At 42.3% G+C, this 25,089-nt stretch carries 18 protein-coding genes and 2 pseudogenes; 8 read left to right on the top strand and 12 right to left on the bottom strand.

Annotated elements, in window-relative coordinates; all coding sequences use genetic code 11:
• Window positions 1-142: 142 nt before the first annotated feature.
• Window positions 143-432 (top strand): annotated as a pseudogene (locus tag W03_RS03980) (transposase); the annotation flags it as partial.
• 44 nt (window positions 433-476) lie between these two features.
• Here the strand turns inward: W03_RS03980 and W03_RS03975 are convergent.
• Window positions 477-1,049, bottom strand: a complete 573-nt coding sequence (locus tag W03_RS03975; RefSeq protein WP_279600083.1) for a transposase — start codon at window positions 1,047-1,049, stop codon at window positions 477-479.
• A gap of 108 nt (window positions 1,050-1,157) precedes the next feature.
• Window positions 1,158-2,357, bottom strand: a complete 1,200-nt coding sequence (locus W03_RS03970) for an IS5 family transposase (protein WP_244071603.1) — start codon at window positions 2,355-2,357, stop codon at window positions 1,158-1,160.
• Window positions 2,358-2,447: 90 nt separating this feature from the next.
• Here W03_RS03970 and W03_RS03965 point away from each other — a divergent pair, with 90 nt between their 5' ends.
• From W03_RS03965 to W03_RS03955, 3 genes and pseudogenes are all read left to right on the top strand, one after another.
• A complete protein-coding gene (locus W03_RS03965) occupies window positions 2,448-3,200 on the top strand; it encodes a transposase (protein WP_375792726.1) in 753 nt (250 codons plus the stop codon).
• A gap of 160 nt (window positions 3,201-3,360) precedes the next feature.
• Window positions 3,361-4,383 (top strand): annotated as a pseudogene (locus tag W03_RS03960) (IS110 family transposase).
• Window positions 4,384-4,679: 296 nt separating this feature from the next.
• Window positions 4,680-5,723 (top strand): IS110 family transposase, encoded by a 1,044-nt coding sequence (locus tag W03_RS03955; RefSeq protein WP_244070393.1) that lies wholly within the window; start codon window positions 4,680-4,682, stop codon window positions 5,721-5,723.
• A gap of 367 nt (window positions 5,724-6,090) precedes the next feature.
• On the opposite strand, the gene W03_RS03950 is transcribed toward W03_RS03955, so the two are convergent.
• The 7 genes from W03_RS03950 to W03_RS03920 all read right to left on the bottom strand — a co-directional run bounded on the left by W03_RS03950 (window position 6,091) and on the right by W03_RS03920 (window position 15,492).
• Window positions 6,091-6,633 (bottom strand): spore coat U domain-containing protein, encoded by a 543-nt coding sequence (locus tag W03_RS03950; protein WP_244071601.1) that lies wholly within the window; start codon window positions 6,631-6,633, stop codon window positions 6,091-6,093.
• Window positions 6,615-9,008, bottom strand: coding sequence for a fimbria/pilus outer membrane usher protein (locus W03_RS03945; RefSeq protein WP_244071599.1), 2,394 nt, complete (start codon window positions 9,006-9,008; stop codon window positions 6,615-6,617). The genes W03_RS03950 and W03_RS03945 overlap by 19 nt, the downstream gene beginning before the upstream one ends.
• On the bottom strand, window positions 8,983-9,678 hold the full coding sequence (locus W03_RS03940; RefSeq protein ID WP_244071597.1) for a molecular chaperone: 696 nt from the start codon (window positions 9,676-9,678) through the stop codon (window positions 8,983-8,985). Before W03_RS03940 ends, W03_RS03945 begins: the two co-directional genes overlap by 26 nt.
• Window positions 9,679-9,717: 39 nt before the next feature.
• Window positions 9,718-10,173 (bottom strand): spore coat U domain-containing protein, encoded by a 456-nt coding sequence (locus W03_RS03935; protein WP_244071595.1) that lies wholly within the window; start codon window positions 10,171-10,173, stop codon window positions 9,718-9,720.
• Window positions 10,174-10,835: 662 nt separating this feature from the next.
• Window positions 10,836-11,195 (bottom strand): YajD family HNH nuclease, encoded by a 360-nt coding sequence (locus W03_RS03930; protein WP_244071592.1) that lies wholly within the window; start codon window positions 11,193-11,195, stop codon window positions 10,836-10,838.
• Window positions 11,196-11,278: 83 nt separating this feature from the next.
• A complete protein-coding gene (locus W03_RS03925; RefSeq protein WP_244071591.1) occupies window positions 11,279-13,123 on the bottom strand; it encodes a long-chain fatty acid--CoA ligase in 1,845 nt (614 codons plus the stop codon).
• A gap of 29 nt (window positions 13,124-13,152) precedes the next feature.
• A complete protein-coding gene (locus W03_RS03920; protein ID WP_244071589.1) occupies window positions 13,153-15,492 on the bottom strand; it encodes an acyl-CoA dehydrogenase in 2,340 nt (779 codons plus the stop codon).
• Between the two features lie 263 nt (window positions 15,493-15,755).
• Between W03_RS03920 and dapE the strand changes: the two genes are divergently transcribed.
• A complete protein-coding gene (gene dapE, locus W03_RS03915) occupies window positions 15,756-16,892 on the top strand; it encodes a succinyl-diaminopimelate desuccinylase (RefSeq protein WP_244071587.1) in 1,137 nt (378 codons plus the stop codon).
• 355 nt (window positions 16,893-17,247) lie between these two features.
• Here the strand turns inward: dapE and W03_RS03905 are convergent, their stop codons facing one another.
• On the bottom strand, window positions 17,248-18,234 hold the full coding sequence (locus W03_RS03905; RefSeq protein ID WP_244071585.1) for a sulfotransferase: 987 nt from the start codon (window positions 18,232-18,234) through the stop codon (window positions 17,248-17,250).
• Window positions 18,235-18,395: 161 nt separating this feature from the next.
• On the bottom strand, window positions 18,396-19,898 hold the full coding sequence (locus W03_RS03900; protein ID WP_244071583.1) for a hypothetical protein: 1,503 nt from the start codon (window positions 19,896-19,898) through the stop codon (window positions 18,396-18,398).
• A 1,086-nt stretch (window positions 19,899-20,984) separates the two neighbouring features.
• Here W03_RS03900 and W03_RS03895 point away from each other — a divergent pair.
• Both W03_RS03895 and W03_RS03890 read left to right on the top strand, forming a co-directional pair.
• The gene (locus tag W03_RS03895) at window positions 20,985-21,185 is read left to right on the top strand and encodes an entry exclusion lipoprotein TrbK (RefSeq protein ID WP_244071581.1); all 201 of its coding nucleotides are present in this window, start codon (window positions 20,985-20,987) and stop codon (window positions 21,183-21,185) included.
• Window positions 21,186-21,422: 237 nt separating this feature from the next.
• Window positions 21,423-21,803: a hypothetical protein gene (locus W03_RS03890; RefSeq protein ID WP_244071579.1), complete on the top strand. Its 381-nt coding sequence runs from the start codon at window positions 21,423-21,425 to the stop codon at window positions 21,801-21,803.
• Between the two features lie 60 nt (window positions 21,804-21,863).
• Here W03_RS03890 and W03_RS03885 read toward each other — a convergent pair whose 3' ends face one another.
• Window positions 21,864-22,265: a cytochrome c gene (locus W03_RS03885; RefSeq protein ID WP_244071577.1), complete on the bottom strand. Its 402-nt coding sequence runs from the start codon at window positions 22,263-22,265 to the stop codon at window positions 21,864-21,866.
• A gap of 207 nt (window positions 22,266-22,472) precedes the next feature.
• Between W03_RS03885 and W03_RS03880 the strand changes: the two genes are divergently transcribed.
• Window positions 22,473-24,839: a Tex family protein gene (locus W03_RS03880; RefSeq protein WP_244071575.1), complete on the top strand. Its 2,367-nt coding sequence runs from the start codon at window positions 22,473-22,475 to the stop codon at window positions 24,837-24,839.
• The last annotated feature ends 250 nt before the right edge of the window (window positions 24,840-25,089 follow it).

Below are 25,089 nucleotides of genomic sequence, written 5' to 3'. Positions count from 1 at the left end.
GAACTGACATTTTGTTAGTCTAAGCTAGTACATCTGGTAATCCCCCCGAAAAATAGCAGGGTTCAAAAGTAGAATTTTCTATTAATTTATAAAGACAGGAGATTCTACGATGAAGAAGTCAAGATTTAGTGAAAGTTAGATCATGGCGATACTGAAGCAGGCTGAGGCAGGTGTACCGGTGCCTGAATTGTGCCGTGAACATGGCATAAGTAATGCGACGTTTTATAAATGCCGCAGCAAGTATGGTGGAATGGATGCAGCCATGATATCGGAAATGAAAATGATGGCTGAGGAAAACAAACAGTTAAAGCAAATGTATGCGGAAAACCAGATGCAGAATGAATTGTTGAAGGAGGTACTAGGAAAAAAGTGGTAAAGCCCTCACAGCGCAAAGTAATGGCACAGTGGGCAGTACAGGATAAGTCCGTTAGTTGTAGTAGTTCAGACGGCCTGTTGAAAAACAGCTGATTTTATGCTCAGGCTGGTTTATATAGAAAAAGTTCGGATATGTGCTTAAAGTAGGACTGATAGTTTTGTGCACTCAATATTTCTTTTCTGAAATACGGATATCTTCTTAGATACCAATAAATATCAAATAATTGCTTAATGATTCGCTTAATATTCTGGGCCATTGCAGTCATCAGAGCTTGAATCGATACTTTTTGTAGTCCCCGGTAACGGGCACGCCTTAGTCCATGGAATTGCTTGGCTTCAGCGAATAACCCTTCTATCGTCCACTTTCGCAGTATCATCTTGGAGATAAAGGCCTTGGTTTCCTGCCGTGCACGAACCTTATCGATTTCCTGCTGATGCGGACTCCGATAGACAAATCGAGCTCTGCTTTTGGCCGATTCCGGTAAGCAATCAGTTCGCCTGGGACACATGCGGCAGTGTCCGCCCATGATTCGGTATCGTTTGATCAGCCCGTTATCCAATTTTTCATACGGATAGAGAAAATATCCTTCTGGACATTGGTATCGATCAGTTTGACCGTGATACTTGAACGTAGTGGGCGTGAGTTTGCCGTTACCAAGGCGAGCATCGTGCAGGGGTATATAAGTGCGTATTTNNATCTAAGAAGATATCCGTATTTCAGAAAAGAAATATTGAGTGCACAAAACTATCAGTCCTACTTTAAGCACATATCCGAACTTTTTCTATATAAACCAGCCTGAGCATAAAATCAGCTGATTGATACGATCTCCGATAGCACCTTTTAAATAATTTCTGATCAACCTAAAATCCGATTTCAAATGACCAATGATGGGTTCAATCGCTGCACGTCTTCTGCATTGCTTTCGTTTCTTGTCCCTTTGATAACGAGTATCTTGTTTGAGTGCTTTCCCCGGCAAAATAATACTCGTGCCATTAACTTCTCGCTTGCCGCGATAGCCGCGATCACATACTGCTTGTTTGACGGCTTTGCCGCGAGATGCCTCAACATGACGCAGTATTTCCGGCAGCGTATGATTGTCATGCCGGTTTTGTTCGTGACTGACTACACCGACGATCAGATTGCCTTGCGCGGTGCTTGCTATCGATGCCTTGCTGCCATATTCGTATTGTTTGTGGTCTTTTCCTTTGGCCACGCAGTACACCTGCGGCTCGTGCAATGAATAGATCTTGTTTGTGTCTTTAGATTGCTGCCTTAAAATGCGCTCATACATCAGAAAATCTTGTTGGTAGCACTCAAATAAACAGTATTGCGGCAATTCTCGGCGCAGTTCCCGTATTAAGATGCCCGCAATCGTTCTAAGCCGCTTTAGCGCTCGCTTGGCCTTTGCTCTTTTGGTGACGTGACGGAAATGCCGAATAGCCAGACGCAATGATTTTACTTCTTTGACGAAAGTACGCCGCTGTTGAACACCATGCGCTTGGGCTATCTTGTTTAGTCGGTTGATGATTCTAATTGCCAGCTTGCTATCTGTCGGATAGGCGATGTTCTTTTCTTGCACTGTCGTGTCAATGTGAACCGTGTCTTCCAGCGCAGCTTCTCCATGCAAACCAACGCTCATCTGGAAAATACGCTCAACACCTTCAGCGCCAATGCGCTTACGAAAATGCACCAACTCCGTGCTGTGGCAGGGCAATCTTCGCTGAAACTCTTTCATCCCGCAAAAAGCCTGGTAATACGGATTGCGTTTCCACTGCAATACTACTGCTTCATCGCTCAAGTTCTCTAACTGCTTGAGTATCAACAATCCAACCAGCAGCCGAATCGGTTTACTGGGTGCGCCTAATCCTTCGCTGTAGTGTATTGAAAATGCTTCGTCAAACTCAAGCCAAGGTATTTCCAATGCAAGCTGTAGCAATGGATCAGAACGATCAAGCTGCAATAACAGGTCAGTCTCAAACAAAACTGGGTTGGTGCAAAGTTCTACTGAGTGTGAGCATCTGTAATCACCATTTCGACCAGAATTTAGCTGCAATTTTAGCATTTCTGGCCGATCGGATCACACACATCTCTGTATTTCTTCTCATTATCAAATAGTTGTACTTTCTTCAGGGACGACTATTTATGTAATGAGATGGGTTTTGACGTTCAAGAAGTGATTGCTGATCGTAGATATGGCCGGAGACCCACTTATAGTTCATTCAGGCAACGCAAAATACGCACTTATATACCCCTGCACGATGCTCGCCTTGGTAACGGCAAACTCACGCCCACTACGTTCAAGTATCACGGTCAAACTGATCGATACCAATGTCCAGAAGGATATTTTCTCTATCCGTATGAAAAATTGGATAACGGGCTGATCAAACGATACCGAATCATGGGCGGACACTGCCGCATGTGTCCCAGGCGAACTGATTGCTTACCGGAATCGGCCAAAAGCAGAGCTCGATTTGTCTATCGGAGTCCGCATCAGCAGGAAATCGATAAGGTTCGTGCACGGCAGGAAACCAAGGCCTTTATCTCCAAGATGATACTGCGAAAGTGGACGATAGAAGGGTTATTCGCTGAAGCCAAGCAATTCCATGGACTAAGGCGTGCCCGTTACCGGGGACTACAAAAAGTATCGATTCAAGCTCTGATGACTGCAATGGCCCAGAATATTAAGCGAATCATTAAGCAATTATTTGATATTTATTGGTATCTAAGAAGATATCCGTATTTCAGAAAAGAAATATTGAGTGCACAAAACTATCAGTCCTACTTTAAGCACATATCCGAACTTTTTCTATATAAACCAGCCTGAGCATAAAATCAGCTGTTTTTCAACAGGCCGTCTGAACTACTACATATAATCGAGGAGGTGACCGTGCAATAATGGAATGGACGCCCACTACCCTAAACGGCATCAAAGTGCCAAAGTAATGGTGCAATAAAGCCCACTAAACAAGAGAGGAGCGTCCGACATGAAGATTACAACGATAGGCATTGATTTGGCAAAAGAAGTATTTCAAATTCACGGTGTGGATGCGCAAGGCAGAGCTGTGTTACGCAAGCAGTTGCGCCGAAGTGAGATGGCGAAATTCTTTGCTAACCTTGAACCCTGTTTGATCGGCATGGAAGCTTGCGGCAGCGCACACCATTGGGCTAGGAAATTGGAATTCTACGGTCACACGGTGAAGCTTATGGCACCACAATTTGTCAAGCCATATGTCAAAACGAATAAAAATGATGTAGCAGATGCGCAAGCCATCTGCGAAGCAGTAGGCCGGCCGACGATGCGTTTTGTCACCAAAAAGACCGTTGAGCGACAATCGATTCTGTCGGTACATAGAGCAAGGCAAGGTTTTGTGAAAGCCCGGACGGCGCAGGGAAATCAAATACGTGGTTTACTTGCTGAATTTGGCATTGTTTTATCTCATAGAATTTGCACGATCACTCAGAAAATACCGGACATACTAGAAGATGGTGAAAACGGGCTGACACAGACCATGCGACAATTACTAGCACGCTTGACTGATCACCTGAAAGAACTAGATAGGCAAGTCAATGAACTGGAAATACAAATTCAGCGCTGGCACCAAGATAACGAAGCCAGCCGGAAGCTGGCAAAAATCCCTGGTCTTGGCCCCATTACCGCAAGCGCCATCGTAGCCACCTGAGGTAACGCACGAGAATTCAAGAACGGCAGGCAATTAGCGGCTTGGCTAGGTCTGGTTCCCAGACAACACTCAAGCGGAGGTAAGCAAGTCTTGCTCGGTATCAGCAAACGGGGTGATAGTTATTTGCGTACCTTGTTAATTCATGGTGCACGCGCCGTAATCCGGTATGCCGATAACAAGGAAATATCTGACAACTGGCTTGGAAAAATATTGACCAGGCGCAATAAAAATGTAGTGGCAGTCGCTTTGGCCAACAAAAATGCGCGTATTATTTGGGCACTCCTGACCAAAGGCACTTCCTTTAAGGCCAACTGCGTACCAGTGTAACTGGTATTGGAATTAATTTGATTAACAATCGATAAAACAGACTGGTATTTTAAATAGGGACAATTTTTCACAGATTGCTAGGGCAATCATGACATGATGGCGAATCTGGTAAGACCGTAAATAGCTTAACCTTAACGAGACCTGGCACTTCGAGTGCGCTGCAATGATCAGGGGCTATTTAGCGAATTCCATCAGGGATAGGAGAACCTTCTCCAACTATAATCCGAATGTATGGCNNGGACTCCTCCCTCCAGGAAGGGGTACGGTAGTATCTTTAACTAACCGAGGAGACCAAAATGAAACAAGTTGCTGTAATAGGAATTGATCTTGCCAAAAACGTTTTTCAAATACATGGCACTAATCCGTCAGGATTTACTGTCCTGAAGAAGAAGCTCTCTCGCAGACAGATGATTGAATTCTTCACACAACTTTCCCCATGTCTGATCGGCATGGAAGCTTGCTCGTCTGCCCATTATTGGGGCAGATGCCTATCGGATATGGGACATACAGTACGATTGATGCCACCTCAGTTTGTCAAGCCTTATGTCAAAACCAACAAGAATGATGCTCGTGATGCGGAGGCAATTTGCGAGGCAGTGACACGTCCGAATATGCGTTTTGTACCGATCAAAAGTGAGGAACAGCAAGCAGTGCTTGTGTTACACCGCGTACGTGCCGGCATCGTCAAACAACGCGTTGCACTCGGCAACCAGATTCGTGGCCTATTGGCTGAGTTCGGCATCACTATTCCGCGGAGCTTCAAGCAGCTCAATACACGGCTGATACAGATCATCAGTTCACAAGATAGCCAAATACCCAGGGATCTCAATGTAATGTTTTCCTCACTCTTTCAGGAGCTGACCAATCTCACTTGCCGGATCAAGGTATTCGATAAGCAGATCGAATCGCATCTTCGTAGCAGCAAGGAATGTCAGCGTATCCTGCAGATCGAAGGAGTAGGTCCGCTGACTGCTACGGCTGTAGTGGCATCGATTGGCGATATCCAGAACTTTAAGAGCGCCAGCCAGTTCGCAGCCTGGCTTGGGCTGGTTCCGCGACAAAATTCCAGCGGCGGCAAAACCCAGTTGCAGGGCATCAGCAAACGCGGCGATATCTATCTGCGTTGCCTGCTGGTGCATGGTGCTCGTGCAGCCCTGAGCTATGCTAAACGTATCGACAAGCTCAACAGTTGGCAACAGGCAATGCTGCAACGAAAGACTCTCAACAAAGTGGTGGTGGCGATGGCACACCGAACGGCAAGGCGTATCTGGGCGGTACTTACTAACGACTGCGCTTATGACCCGAGTTATCCACAGCGACTTGTCGCTCAGCACTATTGAGGGTGCAGCGTCAAGCCACCATGGATAACTCTAGACAACATTAGCATACGGTATTGGCTTGCCACCAATATTAGGGTAAATAGAGGTATGCTACAAACGTAATAGATTTCTTTGATTTGCAGTGTGATTTCGAGTGATGGTAAAGCGGGTACATCCGCAGCTGGGAAGCCTGATACATGGACAGTGGCTTATGATCACGAGTGGGCGATGAGGCCCCAGCAGCGAATTTCCATCAAGGTCAGGGATATAATAAACAGATCCCATTACAGGCCGGATATACGAGTGCAAGTGCTTCAGCTAAAACCTCATCAAAAAATCTCACACAAAACGGAGGAGTCCATATACGTCCATGTAAGGTCTCTACAAATTAATAATTTACTGTAACTGTAATAAAATCAGTATAGTTGCCTTTTGGAACATTTTGGGAGGACAAAATTGAACCATAAATATTGTAATTCCTTACAATCGTACCGAGCCCCAGCAAATAACCATCTGATATTTTAGAAGACCCCGAATTTCCATCGCCCCAAATAATTGTACGTCCTGCATTCGTATATAAATTATATTGCAGTGAATTCGTTCCATTTTGGAGTTGACGTGTTGAATGACTGCCGCTGTTACCAGAACTCAGCAAAATATCGTAACCAACCAGTAAGCTAACAATACCCAGCAATGAACAACTTACTTGAATACTCCCTGTCGAATTGGTAGGTGATGGAGTGGTATAAACATAGGTACCAAATGAAACCCCCGTTGAAGAAACTGTACAATCTTCGATAGCAAAAACTGGACTTGATGTAAAAATAAGAATATTTATACTTATTAAGCATATGAATAATTGTAAAACTGATACGCAAAAGCTTGAAGGTATTTTAGAGTTTATTCGCATCCTCAATTCATTTCCTTGCATACGAAAGTCCCTAGATGAGGCAGAGGTTCAGGCATTTCGATAAACGGAACTTCGAATTCGCATGATTGCTTATTAAGTAATTTCATTCTTATAAGATTTTTTTGTTTGAGACCGGTAACGTAAACATGACCATTCAGACCGACTGGAAAGATTTCATCTTGTCCTATAATTTGCACATTGCCTCCCGAAGAGGCTGGCTGTCCATCTTCCATGATGACACGTAAAGAAGCTCCGTTAGACTTCTTTACAGGAAACTCGAGAATATAACCGCTACGCAAATAAAGAATTGCAAATAACTCTAATTTATCTATACGGGTATCAAGTGGTAAATCCATTTGTTCGATACTGATCCGGTTTTTCTGATAAGGACGTAATCTTGGAATAAATGCAGTACCAGTACTATCTGTTCGTGCAACTGATTGGTTCTCGAAATAAACACCAACATTAGAAAAACCCGGCACTCGAACCACAGCAAAACTATCATTAATACTGCGTGACATGAAAACTCTGTTACCGAGGATAGCCAGCCCTCCATTTATAGAAGTTCTAAAGGCCTCTACTCCATTTGCATTTGCAGCCTCCATTGTTACAGTACCATAGTCATTCTGCAGATTCAAACTACCCTGAAAATAACCCTTATTTTGTTGCCCAGCTACTATGCGATACCCGATTCCAGTACCCGCCGGTAAATTTTGTTGTACCGAAGCTAGCAATGATTCATTGCCATTTAGGTGATTGAAATTCAAGCTTGCGGTGGTGCGACTACCAAGAACATGTGTCAATACTAATCCCACAGCGTACTCTTCATTGTTCTTGAAGTTTTTATATGTAGTCAAACTCAAGAACCAATTTTTGGCTAGACTACGATTGTAACTAGCATTGATCACTTCACTATCAGGAAAATTACGATTGTTAATGCGAAGATAACCTATGCCTATTGAACCAAAATTGACTGAATTCCAACCGATCCGAGCGGTGGTTTGTTCTACTGGAGTCTGAGTTCTTGAGTTAAATCCTAATTGATCAAATTCAGGTGTTGTTAATTGACTTCTAAATCCAAATCCCAAACGTTGGGTCTGGCGTTCAAAACCAATTCCTATAAGAGTTCCAATTCCATTGTTATTATTACTTACAACAACTGCGGCATCCACAAGCCCCATTCCTGAAGGCAAAAGCAATGCGCCGGAAAATCCCAAATTCTGGTGGTTCAGCATTATTTCGCTACGCATTTCTCCAGTAAGAAAATTGCTAAATCCATACCGATGTGTTCCAGAAAATACTAACTCACCATAGTTATTGCTCACTACACCAAAATCTTTGCGAATAAAACCCAACTCATAGGAGAAGTCATTCAATCCTTTACGAAGAATACTTGGAGCTGAGTAATAAGGTTGAGTGATTATTTGTTCACGTCCCAGCATATCTCTAACAATCAGCCTCATTTCTCCTGCGCCTGTTACTACAGGTAGTTCCCGCAACGAAAATGGCCCAGATAGTATGTCGCTTTGATACATTTTCGTATTATTGATGAATAATTCAGCTGTTGACGGTAATGCTGCTTGTCCGGACAGTGAAGGAAGAGGAAAACTGATGAATTCAGGCTGAGTTGCAAAATTTGTTCCCCATTGTATACCTCCGAATCGAACGGATCTTCCCCAAGTGCCGCTTCGGTTAATGCTGTCCCCCAGTCGCAAGCTAATTTTATGTTCGGGCATATCTTTGGTTAACGTGCTATCCAATCGAACAATTTTTGGATCTGAACTCAAGTTCGTAGATAGAACGCGAGTAGTGGCGTTCCCCCAACTTCCGAACACTCCAAATTCTAGTTGCGCGCCAGCCGATCTATTTCCTTGGGAGTGTTGGACGGATAAATCATAATTTATAAATCCCCCCAGAGGAGGCGTCTGCGCAATTTCAGTAATTTGATTTCGCACGTTAAGCATATTGGGTAAAAAATTCTGCGGTGGTATACTGATCTTTATCGTTTGGAGTCTTTTATCTATTTGAAAATTACCAATAATGGACAGTAAGTAGTAGTGTTCATTTTGATAAATTTCAGTTTGGGATTCCGGTTTGCGAAGATTCCACTTTATAAGATCTTTTTCCTTAACTAGAATTTCACCGTTCTCACGTATCAAAACAAGCACAGTTTGGTTAATATTTTGGTTATTTATCCATACTTCCAGCAACATTTCCTCAGTCTGAATATGGTTTTTTTGGATAACCATATCAGATTGTTTTGAGGCTGAAGTATTTTTCTGATTTTCAATTTTTTTCTTGGTCGAGCCAGGTCTAGCAAAAACTAAATTTGTTACGAGTATGGAACATAGCGAACAAATTAATCCGTTTTTAATAATCCACCAAAATGGCTTCATTATCTAACTGATTCGTGTTAGTTTGTGCCGTGATTTTTAATCTTGTTCCGAGCGGCCAAGATTTTTCTAAGGATAAGTACCAATGTCGTTTTTGTTTTGGAAGGATATAAAACATGCCTTTCTGATAAATAGCGCTGGATGAAAATTCTTTTTCGGATATTGTAAGGTTGGTTATTTGTATATGTGCGTTGCCACTATTAATTGCTTCGAGTCGGATTTTTTTAGGAGATACTAGAACGGCCCGCCATTCCACCAGTGGATGAGCATCATTATCATCTGGAGCTACAAAAATAGGAATTCCAAAGCGTAATATTATGTTGATTTCGCCTTCTCTCGCGGATGACTGGGGAACCTCTTGCAGGAATAATCGATAGGCAAGCTCTTGTATATTTTCAGGTTGACGCTGCAGCCCGAGTCTGACGATTTGAGAGCTACCAGGTGGGATCGTAAAGATGGGAGGAGTGGCTAATATTTCCCGAGTAGGAAGATAATAATCCTCTCCCATTGTTTGCTGCCAAGAAACAACATTCAATTGTATGATGCTTGGCTTGTCGGTTTTATTTTGAACCGTCATCACGGCGATAGGCTTTTCGGCCTGCAAACTTATTCGTATTGGACTTACTTGAAGTGAGCCGCCAAAACCGGTAAAGGATGAAAAAATACTTATCAAACCTAAACTGATTCTAATAAGGAAATTCAATTTGAAGAATCAGTAAGTAATGGTTACAGTTATCGTATCGGTATAAATACCGGCAGGAATCACTTGTTCTTTGAATATCCTGCCATAAACGTTATGTACCGTAGGCACTAAGCCAGCTGTAGCACTTAGTGTGTTTGTTCCGATGGTGTTGCCCCATATATTGGTACGTGCCGGATCTTGATAAAGAGAATAATTAAGGAGATCTGTACCAGAAGTCAATTTTCGGGTAGTAACAGTAGCGCCTGCACCAGTACCAGCATCAAGCCCTAAGTTATAGGAAGTTCCAACGGTACAGGTGACCGTTGCGATATTAGCGGCATCTAAATCATTCGTGTCTGAAGGATTATAATTTCCGAATACTAGGGGAGTTGCTACTACACCGCAGACAGTAAGGACAGTAGCCGTCACAGCAAAAGTGGTTGTAGTAGTGGCGGCTCTTACGTTTATCGTATGAAAGCTCAGCATAATGCCGAAAATTAATATTAGAATTAAGTTGAATTTCATCAATAACCCCCGACATATAGTTTTTAATGTCCCGAAAATACTGAGATTTTAAGTTACAGCTCAGTTTTAATGCGCCAGAAAAATCCAAATAAGGATACAGATCAAAGGAACTATGGATATAACTATACTATCGTCATCTTTATTAATAAATTAACACAACATATCGTTGATGTCTGTTATCCACAAAACAAATCGTACAGCTAAATCTGCTTTTCACCGTGCAAAGGTTTCTCGGATTATAGCTGGAGAAGATGCTCCTATCCCTGATGGAATTCGCTAAATAGCCCCTGATCATTGGGTAATTCTCCCATTATTAACCGAAGTTAAAAGTAGAGGTTAATGTTTTAATTGATCGAGTTTTTGTTTTGGTGTGATTCCTCCAATGGCCATGTTAGGCCGTTCATGGTTATAAATCCACAACCATTGGAGTTGCAAAGTTCTGAACATCTGCGAATAAACGACCCCGTGGCAAGACCACGGGGTCGTTTATTGCCTATCGTTGTAATCCTCATGTCGGACGCTCCTCTCTGTTTGGTGGGCTTCATTGCACCACTACTTTGACGCCTCGATGCCGTTTAGGGTAGGGGCGTCCATCCCATTATTTTTACGCCGCTATTTACACATCAGGATTTGTTATTCAACCTATCCTTCAGATTGGCGAACGGATTGAAAGTGGCACCTACGCTTGCTTGGCCCTCTCCTGCCCTACCCATCGCATCTTTCAACTTGGAATGTTCGTGTTCATGGCAATAGGTACATAACAATTCCCAATTGCTGCCATCGGGTGGATTATCTTCATGATTGCTGTTTTTATGATGCACTTCCAACAACTGGAGGTTTTTATGATCGAAAGTCCGTGCACACCGTCCACATACCCACGGAAATAGCTTCAGAGCTTGTTCGCGGTAGCCCTGCGCACGCTTTTCTGCCTGACGACGCGCTTCCAAAACAATTTTATTCAGCTTATCCTGATCTTTTGCCATCGCTGCCGATTCCTTTCATACCGTGTCTAATACTTTGCTCAACACCGAAAATGCGAAAAAGCTTTGTCAAAATTTAATGCCTGTTAATGTCTACCATACAGTTGATCGATTGCTTCGCGATACTTTTCCATCACCTTACGGCGTTTTAATTTTTGTGTCGGTGTTAATAATCCGTTCTCCACGGTCCATGGCTCATCAATCAGCACTACCCGACGTATCCATGCGTACCCAGGAAAACTACTGGTCTGTTGTGTGATTCTTTCCAAGAGTGCTTCCTCGATTTGACTTTTTTGCTCCTTCTGGCTGCTTGCATGATCAGAGCCGTATTGAGCCTTGATTTTTTCCAGCTCTTTTGCATTACATACGACCAAAGCGCTTAAGTAGGAACGCGCCTCCCCTATGACCATCACTTGCTCAAACAAAGAATCCCGCTTAATAGCGGATTCCATATCAGCGGGAGGAACCTTTTCACCTGTCGACAACACAATAATTTCTTTTAAACGACCGGTAATAAAAATATGACCTTGCTCGTCAATGCGCGCAATATCGCCGGAATTTAACCACCCATCTGAAGATATCGCTTGTTGGGTTGCTTCTGGATTATTCCAATAACCCAACATGACATTGGGACCCCGAATCAATAATGCGCCCTGTTCTCCCAGTTTAACCTCGACACCTGAAATCGCACAGCCGACGCTAGCAGGCAGGTTATCATCCGGGCGATTAATACTCACGACAGGACTGCTCTCCGTCATGCCATACCCCTGCAAAAGACATAAACCTAGACCTATAAAAGTACGCGAAACATCAGGCGACAATTCAGCGCCTCCGCTAACCACATAGAGCAATCGTCCACCGAGCTTACTCAATACCTTATCAGCCACCAATCTTTTTAAAATGGGCCACAATAAATGCTTCGGACTCCAAGCGCCTCTTCCTTGCTGATATTCAAAGCGGCTGTATCCCACATCGATTGCAAGATAGAATAACCAGCGTGCAAAAGCAGAGCCATCAGCAAGCTTTGCTCGAATACCAGCATTGATTCTTTCAAAGACACGTGGAACAGAAAACATCAAGGTAGGGCGTATTATCGACAAATCCTGCTGTAGTTCCGAGATAGAGCGGTTATAAGCCGTAGTCGCACCAGCCATCATCGCTAAGTAATAACTCCCAGTACGCTCAAAAGTGTGTGATAGCGGTAAAAATGAAAGCACCAGATCTTGCTGAGAGATCGTAGCGACTTGAAGGCCAGCATACGCATTGGTTAGAATATTATGGTGACTCAGCATCACTCCTTTAGGAAATCCGGATGTACCCGAGGTATACACAATCGTCGCTAAACTATTTCCATCTTCGTTGCAATGTTGTACATCGCTAGCCTGTTCAGGTAGCCAATCGCGTACTGATATGATCCGGTGATCTTTGACATCATCACCTTGGGAACTTAATTCAGTGAAATGCAATATCGCTATACGCTGCACTCCACTCATTTGTTGTTTTATTTCTGCGGGTAATGCAAGCAAATCGTTCCATTGACGCCAATTTTCAAGCAACAATACTTTAGCACCAGAGTGTTGCAAAATATAGGCGGCATTCTCAGCTCGATCATCCGTATATAAAGGCACTACCACCAAGCCCAATCCAAGCGCTGCTTGTTCGAACATCACCCATTCGGGGCAGTTTCTTGTCATGATCGCAACACGGTCGCCCGGCACTAACGATTCCTGCTTTAAAGCCACTTGCCAACGCGACACAAAGCGATTCATCTCGCTCCAGGTATAACCAGCCCATTGCTCAGCGTTGGTATTGAAATAACGATACGCAACATTCTCAGGCGAACGTTGAACGCGCTCTCTAAAAAGCCCATCCAGCGTTTTAGCCTGCTCGACTGAGATCACGTCGATCATACCCTGCGGTCTTATCTGCATCGCATCCCCCTAAATGAATAAGCTGCTAATCAAGCCTTCTCTTCGGCTTTGGTACTAAAATCTGCCGCAAAGTCGTCTACTTTGACTACTTTACTGCGCAACTCCTTCAAGCGGCGAAGCAAATTCGCTTCTGCATCCGTTATATAATTCAATTGCAACGCTTGTGCAATTTTTCCGTCACCTTTCGCAGTAATATATTTCGATTTGATGCCCTCGCGCATTTTCGCTTCTGCCGCTTCACTATCGATGGCACATTGAAGCGCCAGTTCCAAATCAGCTATTGGTTCATTATTTGCATCCGAACTGCTTTTAGGCACATACACTCCTGTCGTCAAGCGATCTCGTACGGCACCGGGTTTCATTAAAATCCTAGCGACTTGATGAGACAATTCATCACTTGGCAGTCGACAACGCTTGCCTACTGGGAATACCAAAGCTTTTAACATCCAAACGAAAACAATCGGTACCGGAAAGTTTGTTAGAAATTCATCAAATGCGCGTTGTATTTGATACAGCGCATCTTGCATCGACCAATGCAGCAACGGCAGGTCAGAATCAGGACAGCTATCATCTTCGAAGCGTTTTAACGTAGCGGAACACAAATACAACAAGCTCAAAATATCACCCAGTCGCGCCGATAATCTTTCTCTGCGTTTAAGTGAACCGCCTAGGCGCATCAAGGCAATGTCTGAAATACATGCAAAGCTAGCAGAAAAATGCGTCAGCTTTCGGTAATAAACCACTGTTTCTGGCGAGCAGTTTGATGGCGCGGTACTTTCCAGATAGCGACCGAACAAACCATAAATCAGGCTATTAGCGGTATTTCGCATAGTGAACTTAGCATGCCCAACCAACGCGGCATCAAAATCCATTAGTGCTCGCTGCAGATCGCTATCATAAGCCGCATGGACTTCTTTCAGTAGAAAAGGATGACAACGCATGGCTCCCTGACCAAAAATAATCATGCTGCGCGTCAATATATTGGCGCCTTCCACTGTAATACTCACCGGAACTTGTTGATAAGTCCGTCCGATATAGTTTCTGGGACCGATACAAATCCCTTTGCCGCCATGAATGTCCATCGCATCACTGACCGCTTGTCGTCCACGTTCAGTCAAATGATACTTAACAATGGCTGAAGCTACTGATGGTTTCTCGCCCAAATCGATCGAACTCACAGTCATCACGCGCGCCGCATCCATCATATAAGTATTACCGCCGATTCGCGCCAATGCCTCTTCCACGCCCTCAAAATACCCGATTGGTATTTTGAACTGAACGCGCACCCGGCTATAAGCACCGCTCGTTCTCGCTGCCAGTTTCGCAGCACCAACACCCGTTGCAGGTAATGAAATGGCACGCCCTGCTGCCAAGCAATTCATCAGCATGCGCCAACCTTGCCCGATCCTCTCTTGACCGCCAATCACCCAATCCATCGGAATAAACACATCTTTACCCGAATTGGGACCATTTTGAAACACCCCATTTAAAGGATAATGACGTCTTCCGATGTTCACTCCGGGCGTATTCGTCGGGATAAGAGCCAGCGTAATGCCGAGGCTCTCTTCACCTCCTAATAATCGATCCGGATCGTATAATTTAAATGCCAAGCCTAATATCGTTGCGACCGGACCTAATGTGATATAGCGTTTCTCCCAAGTCACTCGCATACCCAACACATTTGCCTGTCCATCGTAATCCTGACGACATACCACTGCGGAGTCTGGCATTGCGCCTGCATCAGAACCTGCATCAGGAGAAGTTAATGCAAAACACGGAATTTCTAGCCCCTTGGCTAAGCGAGGTAGGTAATATTCTTTTTGCTTGTCAGTACCATAATACAACAACAATTCCGCTGGACCAAGTGAATTGGGTACCATTACGGTCACCGCCGCCGTGCCACTACGCGACGCCAATTTCATCACAACTTCAGAGTGCGCCAATGCGGAAAAACCGTAACCGCCATATTCTTTGGGAATGACCAAACCAAAAAATCCCTGGCTGCGGATGAATTCCCAAACTTCAGGGGGTAAATCCTTTAATTCGTGCGTAATCTTCCATTCATTCAGTAACGCACATAATTGTTCTGTCGGCCCATTCAAAAAGGCTTCTTCTTCTGCTGTTAAGTGTGGTCTTGGATAAGCCAGCATTTTTTTCCAATCGGGTTTACCGCTGAATAATTCACCTTCCCACCATACCGTTCCTGCATCCAATGCTTCTTGCTCGGTTTGCGATATCTTCGGTAACATGCGGCGAAAAATTTTCAACACTGGACGCGATACCAAAGTTCGGCGCAATACCGGTATCATCAGAACAACGCTGATCAATGCAACAATAGTCAAAATTACATAGAAAAGAAACGCTAGCATAGTTACTCTCCATAATGATTCGAACAATCCGCGCGCAGCCACCACAAGCTATATACGCAAAAATTGAGTAAGATAAAATCTGGTTACACTACTATAAAACGCAAAACGTTTACCCTTCAAATGTACCTGATAATTGCTTAAAGCTCTATACTAGTCGTGTATTTTTACACCATAATCGTCACCTTGAATACCGCAGCAAATGCATAACTGATCTGCTCAGACCACGAAAAACAATTCAATTTCTATATGTTAGGAAATAAATTATGTCGAATGACACACTCACGCTTGCACAAGCACTCATCGCCCGCGCCTCACAGACACCATTCGACAAAGGATGCCAGGAAATTCTGATTGCACGCTTAAAAGTGCTCGGCTTTCATATTGAAACCATGCGTTTTGGCGAAGTAGATAATCTTTGGGCACGGCGTGGCAATACTGTACCGGTAGTATGTTTTGCTGGACATACCGATGTCGTACCAGCCGGTCCGCTAGAACAATGGGACAGCGATCCATTTGTTCCGACCATTCGCGACGATTGCTTATATGGTCGCGGTGCCGCCGATATGAAATCTTCACTGGCCGCATTCATCACTGCCATCGAATCCTTTCTCGATAAACATAGCGACCATCAAGGCTCGATCGCTTTACTCATTACATCCGACGAAGAAGGAATCGCGGTAAATGGTACCGTCAAGGTCGTTGAAACGCTGCAAGCACGCGGTGAATTATTAGATTACTGCATTGTCGGCGAACCAACCTGTATGGATAAACTTGGTGATACCATCAAAAACGGACGCCGTGGTTCTCTATCCGGAAGCTTGACGATCAAGGGCATTCAAGGCCACATTGCCTACCCACACCTGGCAAAAAACCCTATCCACCTCGCCGCACCTGCAATTGCGGAACTGGCAAATATCGAATGGGACCAAGGCAACGAATATTTTCCACCGACCACTTGGCATATTTCCAATATTCATGCCGGTACTGGTGCAACCAATGTAATCCCCGGGAGACTGGACATTTTATTCAATTTTCGTTTCTCAACCGCCAGCACGATTGAATCACTCAAAGACCGTATTCATAACACCCTTGATCGTCATCAATTAGATTACGATTTGATTTGGGAGTTATCTGGAAAACCCTTCCTAACGCCTAAAGGTGAACTAGCTACCGCAATCAGTGACGCCATTACGCAAATCACGGATATTCACCCAGAACTATCGACTTCCGGTGGCACATCGGATGGAAGATTTATCGCTGACATTTGCAAACAAGTGGTTGAATTCGGTCCGTGCAATGCCACCATCCATAAGATCAACGAGCACGTACATGTTTCTGATCTGGAAAGACTGGCGAATATTTATCAGCTCACATTGGAAAATTTGTTGATCCGTAATTAGCCGATCGAAAGTTAAATTCCTCTCAACAGCACCCTAGGGTAATCCACTCTTAAATGATGCAACAACCTCTCACAACAAAGTGATAGCGCAGTAGATCATACAAAATACAAAACCAGCCTGTTAGTATCGCTGCGTCGATTCACCAATGACAGTCTTTCCGAACCTTTAATGTACTAGATGACATCAACCGCGTAGAATTGAGAATAGAAGTGGGTATATCGCCTCCATCAGAGCGTGTTGCACACGTCCTAAATCAGATCATCAAATGCAAGGCCAGCCAAGGAAGCCGCTGTGTGATGAACCAGAAAATATCAACGGCACGCTTCGCTGGCAAGCTTCCATTAAATAACAACTATTACTGATAACCGAGCTGGTGATTCATATCGCCACCGGTGCGTGTGAAAAAATCTAATTCATCTCCGTATAACTCAGTTTGCCAACGGATGTCCAGTTCAATCTTTTTATTTGAAGAAAATCGCATATTGTTTCCACCCACCAAATGTCTTGTGAATCGAGTGAAGTCAAGCATTTCTGGCTCGAAAGGAATATGTGCAAAATTACACAAGATACGCCCCACTTCCTCTGGTTTAGTAGCTAAATCTTCATAGCGTATTTTTAAAAAACTCTCTGGGGGAATAAACTTGTCCAGCGCTGGGAGCGCACGTCGATAATAATTTAACCAGCCTTTAATACTTTCTGATTGAGTATATCCACTTGATCGTCTAGAAAAATAAACGCCTCGACCATCACGAGTTAGTAGCACGATCTTGATGTTAGCCGGCCATTTTTTAAATAACTCAATAGCTTCACGGTCATTTTTAGAAGAATCCACAATTATCGATTTTTTCCAACAATGTGCGATTTCACGATATAAATTCATCTTGTTATCTAATGCCTTACTAAGTGAAGGAGGTATCGGTATAAAATCACGTAGTAAACCTGGCAATAAATTTCGACTAGATAACCATGCCTTCCTAAAATTGATAGCTAACACTTTTGATCTTGTTTGCCACTCATAATCAATAGTATCAGATGAAATAGCATCCCATAAATTATAGGCATACGGATTTACAAGAAAATCAATATTAGTTGAATACTTAATTGCATCAAAAACTTCGTGCCATTGGCTACATATACGTAAATCCATGCCACAGCTACATTTATGATTTAAGCTAATTCCATTACCTAAGAAATTAAGTTCTCCCAAAGAAGCTGCCTGACTGTGTCCTCCTACAAACATATCCGTTAAAGTGGAACCACTTCGCGCTGCTGAACAAACATATAAAACACGAAAATTATCGCCCGAAGAATTTACAGTCTTATTTGAATCGATATTCACCATATAAATATTCCATTCGCTTATCAATACTTAAACATCCACAATAACGCTTAGTGCATTACTTTTAATGTATCCATTTATATTCAAAAAATAAGGCACGCTATAAATTCATTCTATGAACTTTATAATTAAATACACTATAAAAACATATATAGTGTTTTATTTTACAATAACTTAGAGAAATTTTTGGATTTAATGGAATTAGACCAATAAAGTGACTGCCCAAGCATTAACATCATCAAAAACTGAGTAGGAATAGAAAACAAATGAAAATTGCTATAAGGTAGAGTTATTACAAGCAATATTAAACTAATAGCTCCGGCTCTAAGTAATACACGATGAATAGATGGAATATATTCAGTTTTAGCTGCATCAGCAGATGCCTTGGCCCCAAACAAAAGAATCATAAGAAAAACCAAATGACCTAAAATACCTGTTTCCCATAGTAAAATCACAGAGGTAGTTTTGGCAATTTTATATTCATACAAGCTAGCTATTTTCCCTCTCTGTGCCTTGCTTGAGTGAACCGCACCGATACCATAACCAAATATGGTGTTATGCACCTCTCCATGAACAACATTATTATTCCACCAATTGACTAAAAGTGTCACTCGCCCTACGTGAGCGCTATCCTCACCCGGATTTGGAGTAATTGCGTTTACGATGGAATCATAAGCAGAATTTACCCGAGTAGCGCTAGTGTCGTAATGAATATCCTTATAGGCAGTTAAAATTCCCCCTACTAATAAAAGTACTCCGATCATAACAACTGCTGTCTCAATAGGCTTTTTAACAAGCTCTTTGCGATAATAAAGAGCAATGGGAACCGGCAATAACATTACCATCGCTTTAACTTCTGCCAGAATCATTGTTGCAATTCCAGCAATTACGACCCAAATCATCCAACCAAGCTTGAGATTTTGCTCTCGCCATAACGCGATACTTGTTAGTATCGCAATGATCAGCATCATGGCCATTGCCGCACTATCACCGCCACCCTCAATATTTCCCTGGAATGTTCCGATAACTGCATCCCAAGGTGACATTCGTGCGTCTTGCCTGGCCACAAAAAAATATTGATACAACGCCATAGGCAACTGCAGAACCGCGATAATTAATAATGCTCTCCATATCTTGACAAAAGTTTCTGGAGGAACCAAACCAAAAGCAAACACCAGCATCAATGACCACATAAAAAAATAATGACGGGAAGCATGCAGAATATCGGTAAACTGAGAGTGATTTATAATGCTCGACAAAACTGCCAAAAAGATAAAAGCCACAGGAAGAAACAAATTGATGGAAAACCTTCTGTACAAAACATTTATCTTGCTCTGTAAGATATTGAAAATCACAGGTAGATATAAAGATGCACTAATTAATACTGTTAGCCATTGTATTTGAGTAAATCTAATAAAGTAGGCACTCGGCCCGGTAATAAGAAATGCTGAGAAAAATATCATCCACACGATCCATGAGGTCGGCACAATTAAAACAAACAAAGCGCCATATACTCCGAGTAATGCAATTAATAGATATAAATTCCCATAAGCCGCAAATATCCCGCTTGTAATTGCTAAAAATAATGCAGCAACCAATACAAGCACAGTAGAGATATTTAATTCTATTCTATTAATTTGTGGAAAAACAAAAGCTAGAGGTTTCATGTTATCGATTTTTACATTTACGATTTATTGAATTAATTATTTTTAGCATGGAAATTAATCCAATCAGGGCTCATTGGGTTTATAAATACTTAAAAAATATGATAAAAATCGTCATTTCCAAATACATACTAAATACTAAGTTATGTTGATTTAAAAACACCGATAAGTGCTATCCTGTCTTTACCTGGCAATACAATGACAGCCTATGTGTTACCGCCATGTTACGTTCCAGGCGATAAATAAGTATCAGCGCGTTATATTTGTATTTGGTGCGCTACTACCAAAATAATCAATTCTGATGAATGCATTTCATCTGTTGCATTTTATATTTAATCTATGGGAGCCAGATCTAATACTATCGAACTATCATCCTTACTCAAATATTTACAACAGCTCTAACGAGCATCAGATTTAACCATTTATATCTCTCGAAATACTTTGATTATTAATGCTGGTAAAAATCTTCCGTCTTCTCTTTTGTGGATTGACTTAGTTCTTTAGTAATACACACAGTTTTCTACAATCAATTAGCCCGCACCAGTATCTATACCTAATTTTCAAAAATACTATCTTTGATTTCAAACAATAATACTAGGCTTTGGTATTACGGTAAGCATTATATGCTCCATAATAAAAGGAAAAATATTGAAAAAACCATAATATTTACTCTATTTCAACAAACAAATGAATCTATTTGGCTATAAATTTGGTACGACGAAACGTCTTACATCTAGCCTTATCATAGGTTGAATTTCTGTCTGTCGCCTCTCCGATATTTACAAGCATTCCGCCGCAAGCAACGGAGAATTAAATTCGAGAAATAAATGATAGCCTTATCATACACGATCACAATAACTCAAGCTCCTGTCTTTATCTACCCGTTCATTATTGCACACAGTCGCTTATCGTTAATTAAGTCAACCCAGTATCGACGCACGCCATATATCCAAAAACATGGCAAAAATACAAAGATCATCAAGATTCAGGTAAAATCGCCTTGTTAGGTTCGTGTGGCTAAACTAACGCTAGGTGACTGAAAAATAGATCAAGCCATAGAGAATATTTACAGGAAAGAGGAATTTTTAAATGAAGAATAAATACGGTATCGTATGCATAATTGGTCTTAGTATTGCTTTAATCGGCTGTGGTGGCGTTCCTACACCCGATGCAGCTAACTGCTCTGGAAGAGGCATGGAATCATCGCTGACAGCATTCAAAAACGACGAGACTGCACGTCAAGCCTTTATTGATAAATGTACCGAAATCAATGCTAAAAGCAATAACTAAAATCCCCTGATTTTAGTCAACCTAAAAATTCGAATACGCGTCGACTATAACGAAAAGACGCGTATCTATTTTAGGCTTAGCAATAAAATTCTTCCTGCAATATACTATTTCCAGGCAATATTCCGGCATAGATTTAAGGGATTCCATTAGATTAAAATAATATATTTCCCGATATCAAAAGATGTTCTAAGTAGCTACCCTGATACGCCTTTAAAAATTTATGGGGAATTAGGAATTATGATAACATCAAAATTTCGGGCGAGCATTGTAACATTTGCTTTTTCAAGTCTGTTGCTGACCAGTTCCACTTCGATTGCAGCAGAGGTTGAAGGCATCGACGACAATGATCACGCTGCCTTGGCGAAACATTATGAGGATCACGCCAAATCAGAACAAATTCTGCTAGAACACCATCAAGAAATCGTCGAAGAATATGCCAATCATTCCTACTATTTTGGCCCGGAAGGCTTGTCAGAACACTCTCATGCTAAGGCCAATGTGCGCGAACACGAAGCAGCAGTCGAAGCAGCTTTAGAAAAAGCAAAAATGCATAGAGAATTGGCTGAAACCGCATCCAATGAAGAAAAAACTGCTGACGCCCAAAAAGCCTTACAGTAATAAAATTTAGACTGCGGATAATAATTCAGTTGTATCCATTCAGTTTCACTGAATTATTATCTACCTTGGTTTCACAGGTACACCTTCCTGCAGCACCCCATCGGATCGTGCTTTAAGATAGCGATACATATTGCGCATACTGTACATCACCTCTTGATTGGCTTTCCAAGGTGGCATCAGCCCTTTTCCATTTGTTACAATATGAGCAAAGTCTTCCTCTGATAACGTTCTAATTTGTTGCGTTAAATCGGGTGCTATTTTACCTTGACCAAAATCGCCATGGCATGATCCACAGTTTTCTGAAAATACTTGCCACCCTTGGAATACAACTTCATCAACTTGATGATCGATATGAACTGCATCATTTGATGCATAACTAGCGGCTGAAATAGTCAATCCAACAACCCAAACCGCGTATCTGGATAATTTTGCTGCCTGCATTCCGATAATTTCACTAAACATGGTGTTTTATTCAATCAACCGAGTACCCATTGCATCAAGCATCATTTAACACATTCGGCACATTAAAATAGCCTATTGGAAATTTTCTCGATCCTATCAATAACAGAATTTTCACCGCATCTTCAATTAAATTGTCAAGATTGCGCTATTTTTTGAACTGCGTATCATCATATTTGTTTTTCTCCTATTTTCTTTTGAATCCCTATTATGTTGCCCTCAATAGAACAGCGTTTAGCGCATGAATTGTCGACCAATACGCACCAAATCCAAGCCGCAATTACTTTACTCGATGAAGGAGCTACCGTCCCTTTTATCGCGCGTTATCGCAAAGAATTAACGGACAATTTGGATGATACACAATTACGTTTATTGGAAGAACGTTTACGCTATCTACGTGAGTTAGAAAGTAGGCGAAAAACTATTTTGGCCAGTATTGAAGAACAAGGAAAACTCACGCCAGAATTACAAAGCAGCATTTTACTCGCAGAAGATAAAACACATTTGGAAGATTTATATTTACCCTATAAACCAAAACGTCGAACTAAAGCGCAAATCGCCATCGAAGCGGGATTGGATGTTTTAGCAGATAACCTCATGGCCAACCCAATGCTTAACCCCGAACAAACAGCGCAATCATTTATTAAACCAGCTTTTACCACACTCGACGGTAATAATCCGGGTGTATCCGATGTAAAAGCCGCTTTGGAAGGAGCGCGTCAGATTTTAATGGAACGCTTCTCTGAAGATGCCTCGCTACTACAATCCTTGCGCGAATATTTACTAGAACACGGTGTAGTAGAAACTAAAGTTATAGCCGGTCAAGAAGAAGCCGGTATTAAATTCAGCGATTATTTTGACTACATCGAAAACTTGGATAAAATTCCTTCGCACCGTGCGTTAGCCATTTTCCGTGGTCGTCGCGAAGAATTTTTAAAGATCACCTTACGGTTGGACTGTGAAGCAGAAAAACCCAAATGGGAGGCGCCATTTAATCCTTGTGAAGCACGCATCGCCAAACACGTTAGTGTAGAAAACAAAAATCGACCCGCCGATAAATGGTTACTAGAAACAGTGCGCTGGGCATGGCGCGTAAAGATATTATTGCATTTGGAAACCGAATTGATGACCGCTCTGCGTGAAAAATCAGAAGCAGAAGCCATTCAGATATTTGCACGAAATTTAAAAAACTTGCTATTAGCATCACCCGCTGGCCCTCGAGCCACAATTGGCTTAGATCCTGGATTGCGTACCGGTGTCAAAATAGCCGTCGTCGACAGCACCGGAAAAGTCTTGGAGCACGATACGATCTATCCCCACGCACCACGCAACGATTGGCAAAATGCTTTGCACAAGCTTGCCATACTTGCCAAAAAACACAATATTGCACTGATTTCTATCGGTAACGGCACCGCATCACGTGAAACCGATAAACTAGTACAAGATTTAATCAAACAATTTCCAGAGCTAAATTTAAGTAAAATCGTGGTATCAGAAGCAGGCGCATCCGTCTACTCCGCTTCTGAATTTGCTTCCAAAGAGCTGCCTGACTTGGATGTGTCGATTCGCGGAGCCGTCTCTATTGCACGTCGCTTGCAAGATCCCTTAGCAGAACTGGTCAAGATAGACCCGAAATCTATCGGTGTAGGTCAGTACCAACATGATGTCAGTCAAATTCAATTAGCGCGATCATTGGATGCCGTAGTAGAAGATTGTGTCAATGCAGTCGGCGTGGATGTCAATACCGCTTCTATCGCTTTATTGGCACGTGTTTCTGGTTTAAGCAACAGCGTGGCGCAAAGCATTGTCAATTACCGTGACCAGCAAGGCGCATTTACTTCTCGTGAGCAATTGAGATCTGTTCCTCGTTTGGGCGAAAAAACCTTTGAACAAGCCGCAGGTTTTTTGCGTATTATGAATGGCGATAACCCGCTAGATGCTTCTAGCGTTCACCCAGAATCCTACCCACTAGTCGAGAAAATTCTCAAAGATATCCAAAAAGACGTAACAACCATTATTGGAGATGTTGCTACGCTCAACAAACTCAATCCAGGTAAATATGTCGATCATCGATTTGGTGTGCCAACCATTACAGATATCTTAAAAGAATTAGAAAAGCCCGGTCGCGATCCTCGTCCGGAATTCACTACAGCTGTTTTTAAGGAAAATATACAAGACATCAAAGATTTGCGTCCCGATATGATTCTCGAGGGTATTGTTACCAACGTAGCAGCCTTTGGCGCATTCGTGGATATTGGTGTACATCAAGATGGCTTAGTACATATTTCCGCGCTCTCTAACACTTTTGTTAAAGATCCTCACAGCGTAGTAAAAGTGGGCCAAGTAATCAAAGTAAAAGTTATCGAAGTCGATGAAAAACGCAAGCGTATCTCACTTAGTATGCGCTTAGATGACAATTCCAGTAGTATCAAGCAACACACAACTCACAATGAACGCAGACTCGACAAAACCATATCGCGCAATAAACAACACTCCCTACCTTCCAAAAACCAAAATTCCACTAACACGCCGATACAAAGTGCAATGGCAAATGCATTTGCAAAGTTAAAGAAATAATTATCTATTCAACAAACAAATCACGACCCTCTATTTCTAGTGGCGGTCAAGCCACTTGGTACCGGAATCATGTTATCTCCAGAAATATAGCGGTAATATAATTTTTGGCGTCACTCCGAATACAGGCCTAATCAGTAACATAGAGATATTTTCAGATAGTTATTCCAGCATTTACCTACATCGCAAATTGTTATACTTTAGCGAATAACTCGATAAATCTAAAACTACCAATATCTTAAAGTGAATTATC

It is taken from the genome of Nitrosomonas sp. PY1, assembly GCF_022836435.1.
Taxonomy (GTDB): domain Bacteria; phylum Pseudomonadota; class Gammaproteobacteria; order Burkholderiales; family Nitrosomonadaceae; genus Nitrosomonas.
Note: the sequence above shows the minus strand (reverse complement) of the source record. Positions and strands in the feature narration are given on the sequence as shown.

What these genes read in the sequence shown, in the direction of transcription:
- W03_RS03955 (WP_244070393.1), top strand. Translation starts at nt 4,680, where the DNA reads ATGAAACAAGTTGCTGTAATAGGAATTGATCTTGCCAAAAACGTTTTT.
- W03_RS03950 (WP_244071601.1), bottom strand. Translation starts at nt 6,633, where the DNA reads ATGCAAGGAAATGAATTGAGGATGCGAATAAACTCTAAAATACCTTCA.
- W03_RS03945 (WP_244071599.1), bottom strand. Translation starts at nt 9,008, where the DNA reads ATGAAGCCATTTTGGTGGATTATTAAAAACGGATTAATTTGTTCGCTA.
- W03_RS03935 (WP_244071595.1), bottom strand. Translation starts at nt 10,173, where the DNA reads ATGCTGAGCTTTCATACGATAAACGTAAGAGCCGCCACTACTACAACC.
- W03_RS03930 (WP_244071592.1), bottom strand. Translation starts at nt 11,195, where the DNA reads ATGGCAAAAGATCAGGATAAGCTGAATAAAATTGTTTTGGAAGCGCGT.
- W03_RS03925 (WP_244071591.1), bottom strand. Translation starts at nt 13,123, where the DNA reads ATGCAGATAAGACCGCAGGGTATGATCGACGTGATCTCAGTCGAGCAG.
- W03_RS03920 (WP_244071589.1), bottom strand. Translation starts at nt 15,492, where the DNA reads ATGCTAGCGTTTCTTTTCTATGTAATTTTGACTATTGTTGCATTGATC.
- dapE (WP_244071587.1), top strand. Translation starts at nt 15,756, where the DNA reads ATGTCGAATGACACACTCACGCTTGCACAAGCACTCATCGCCCGCGCC.
- W03_RS03905 (WP_244071585.1), bottom strand. Translation starts at nt 18,234, where the DNA reads ATGGTGAATATCGATTCAAATAAGACTGTAAATTCTTCGGGCGATAAT.
- W03_RS03900 (WP_244071583.1), bottom strand. Translation starts at nt 19,898, where the DNA reads ATGAAACCTCTAGCTTTTGTTTTTCCACAAATTAATAGAATAGAATTA.
- W03_RS03895 (WP_244071581.1), top strand. Translation starts at nt 20,985, where the DNA reads ATGAAGAATAAATACGGTATCGTATGCATAATTGGTCTTAGTATTGCT.
- W03_RS03890 (WP_244071579.1), top strand. Translation starts at nt 21,423, where the DNA reads ATGATAACATCAAAATTTCGGGCGAGCATTGTAACATTTGCTTTTTCA.
- W03_RS03885 (WP_244071577.1), bottom strand. Translation starts at nt 22,265, where the DNA reads ATGTTTAGTGAAATTATCGGAATGCAGGCAGCAAAATTATCCAGATAC.
- W03_RS03880 (WP_244071575.1), top strand. Translation starts at nt 22,473, where the DNA reads ATGTTGCCCTCAATAGAACAGCGTTTAGCGCATGAATTGTCGACCAAT.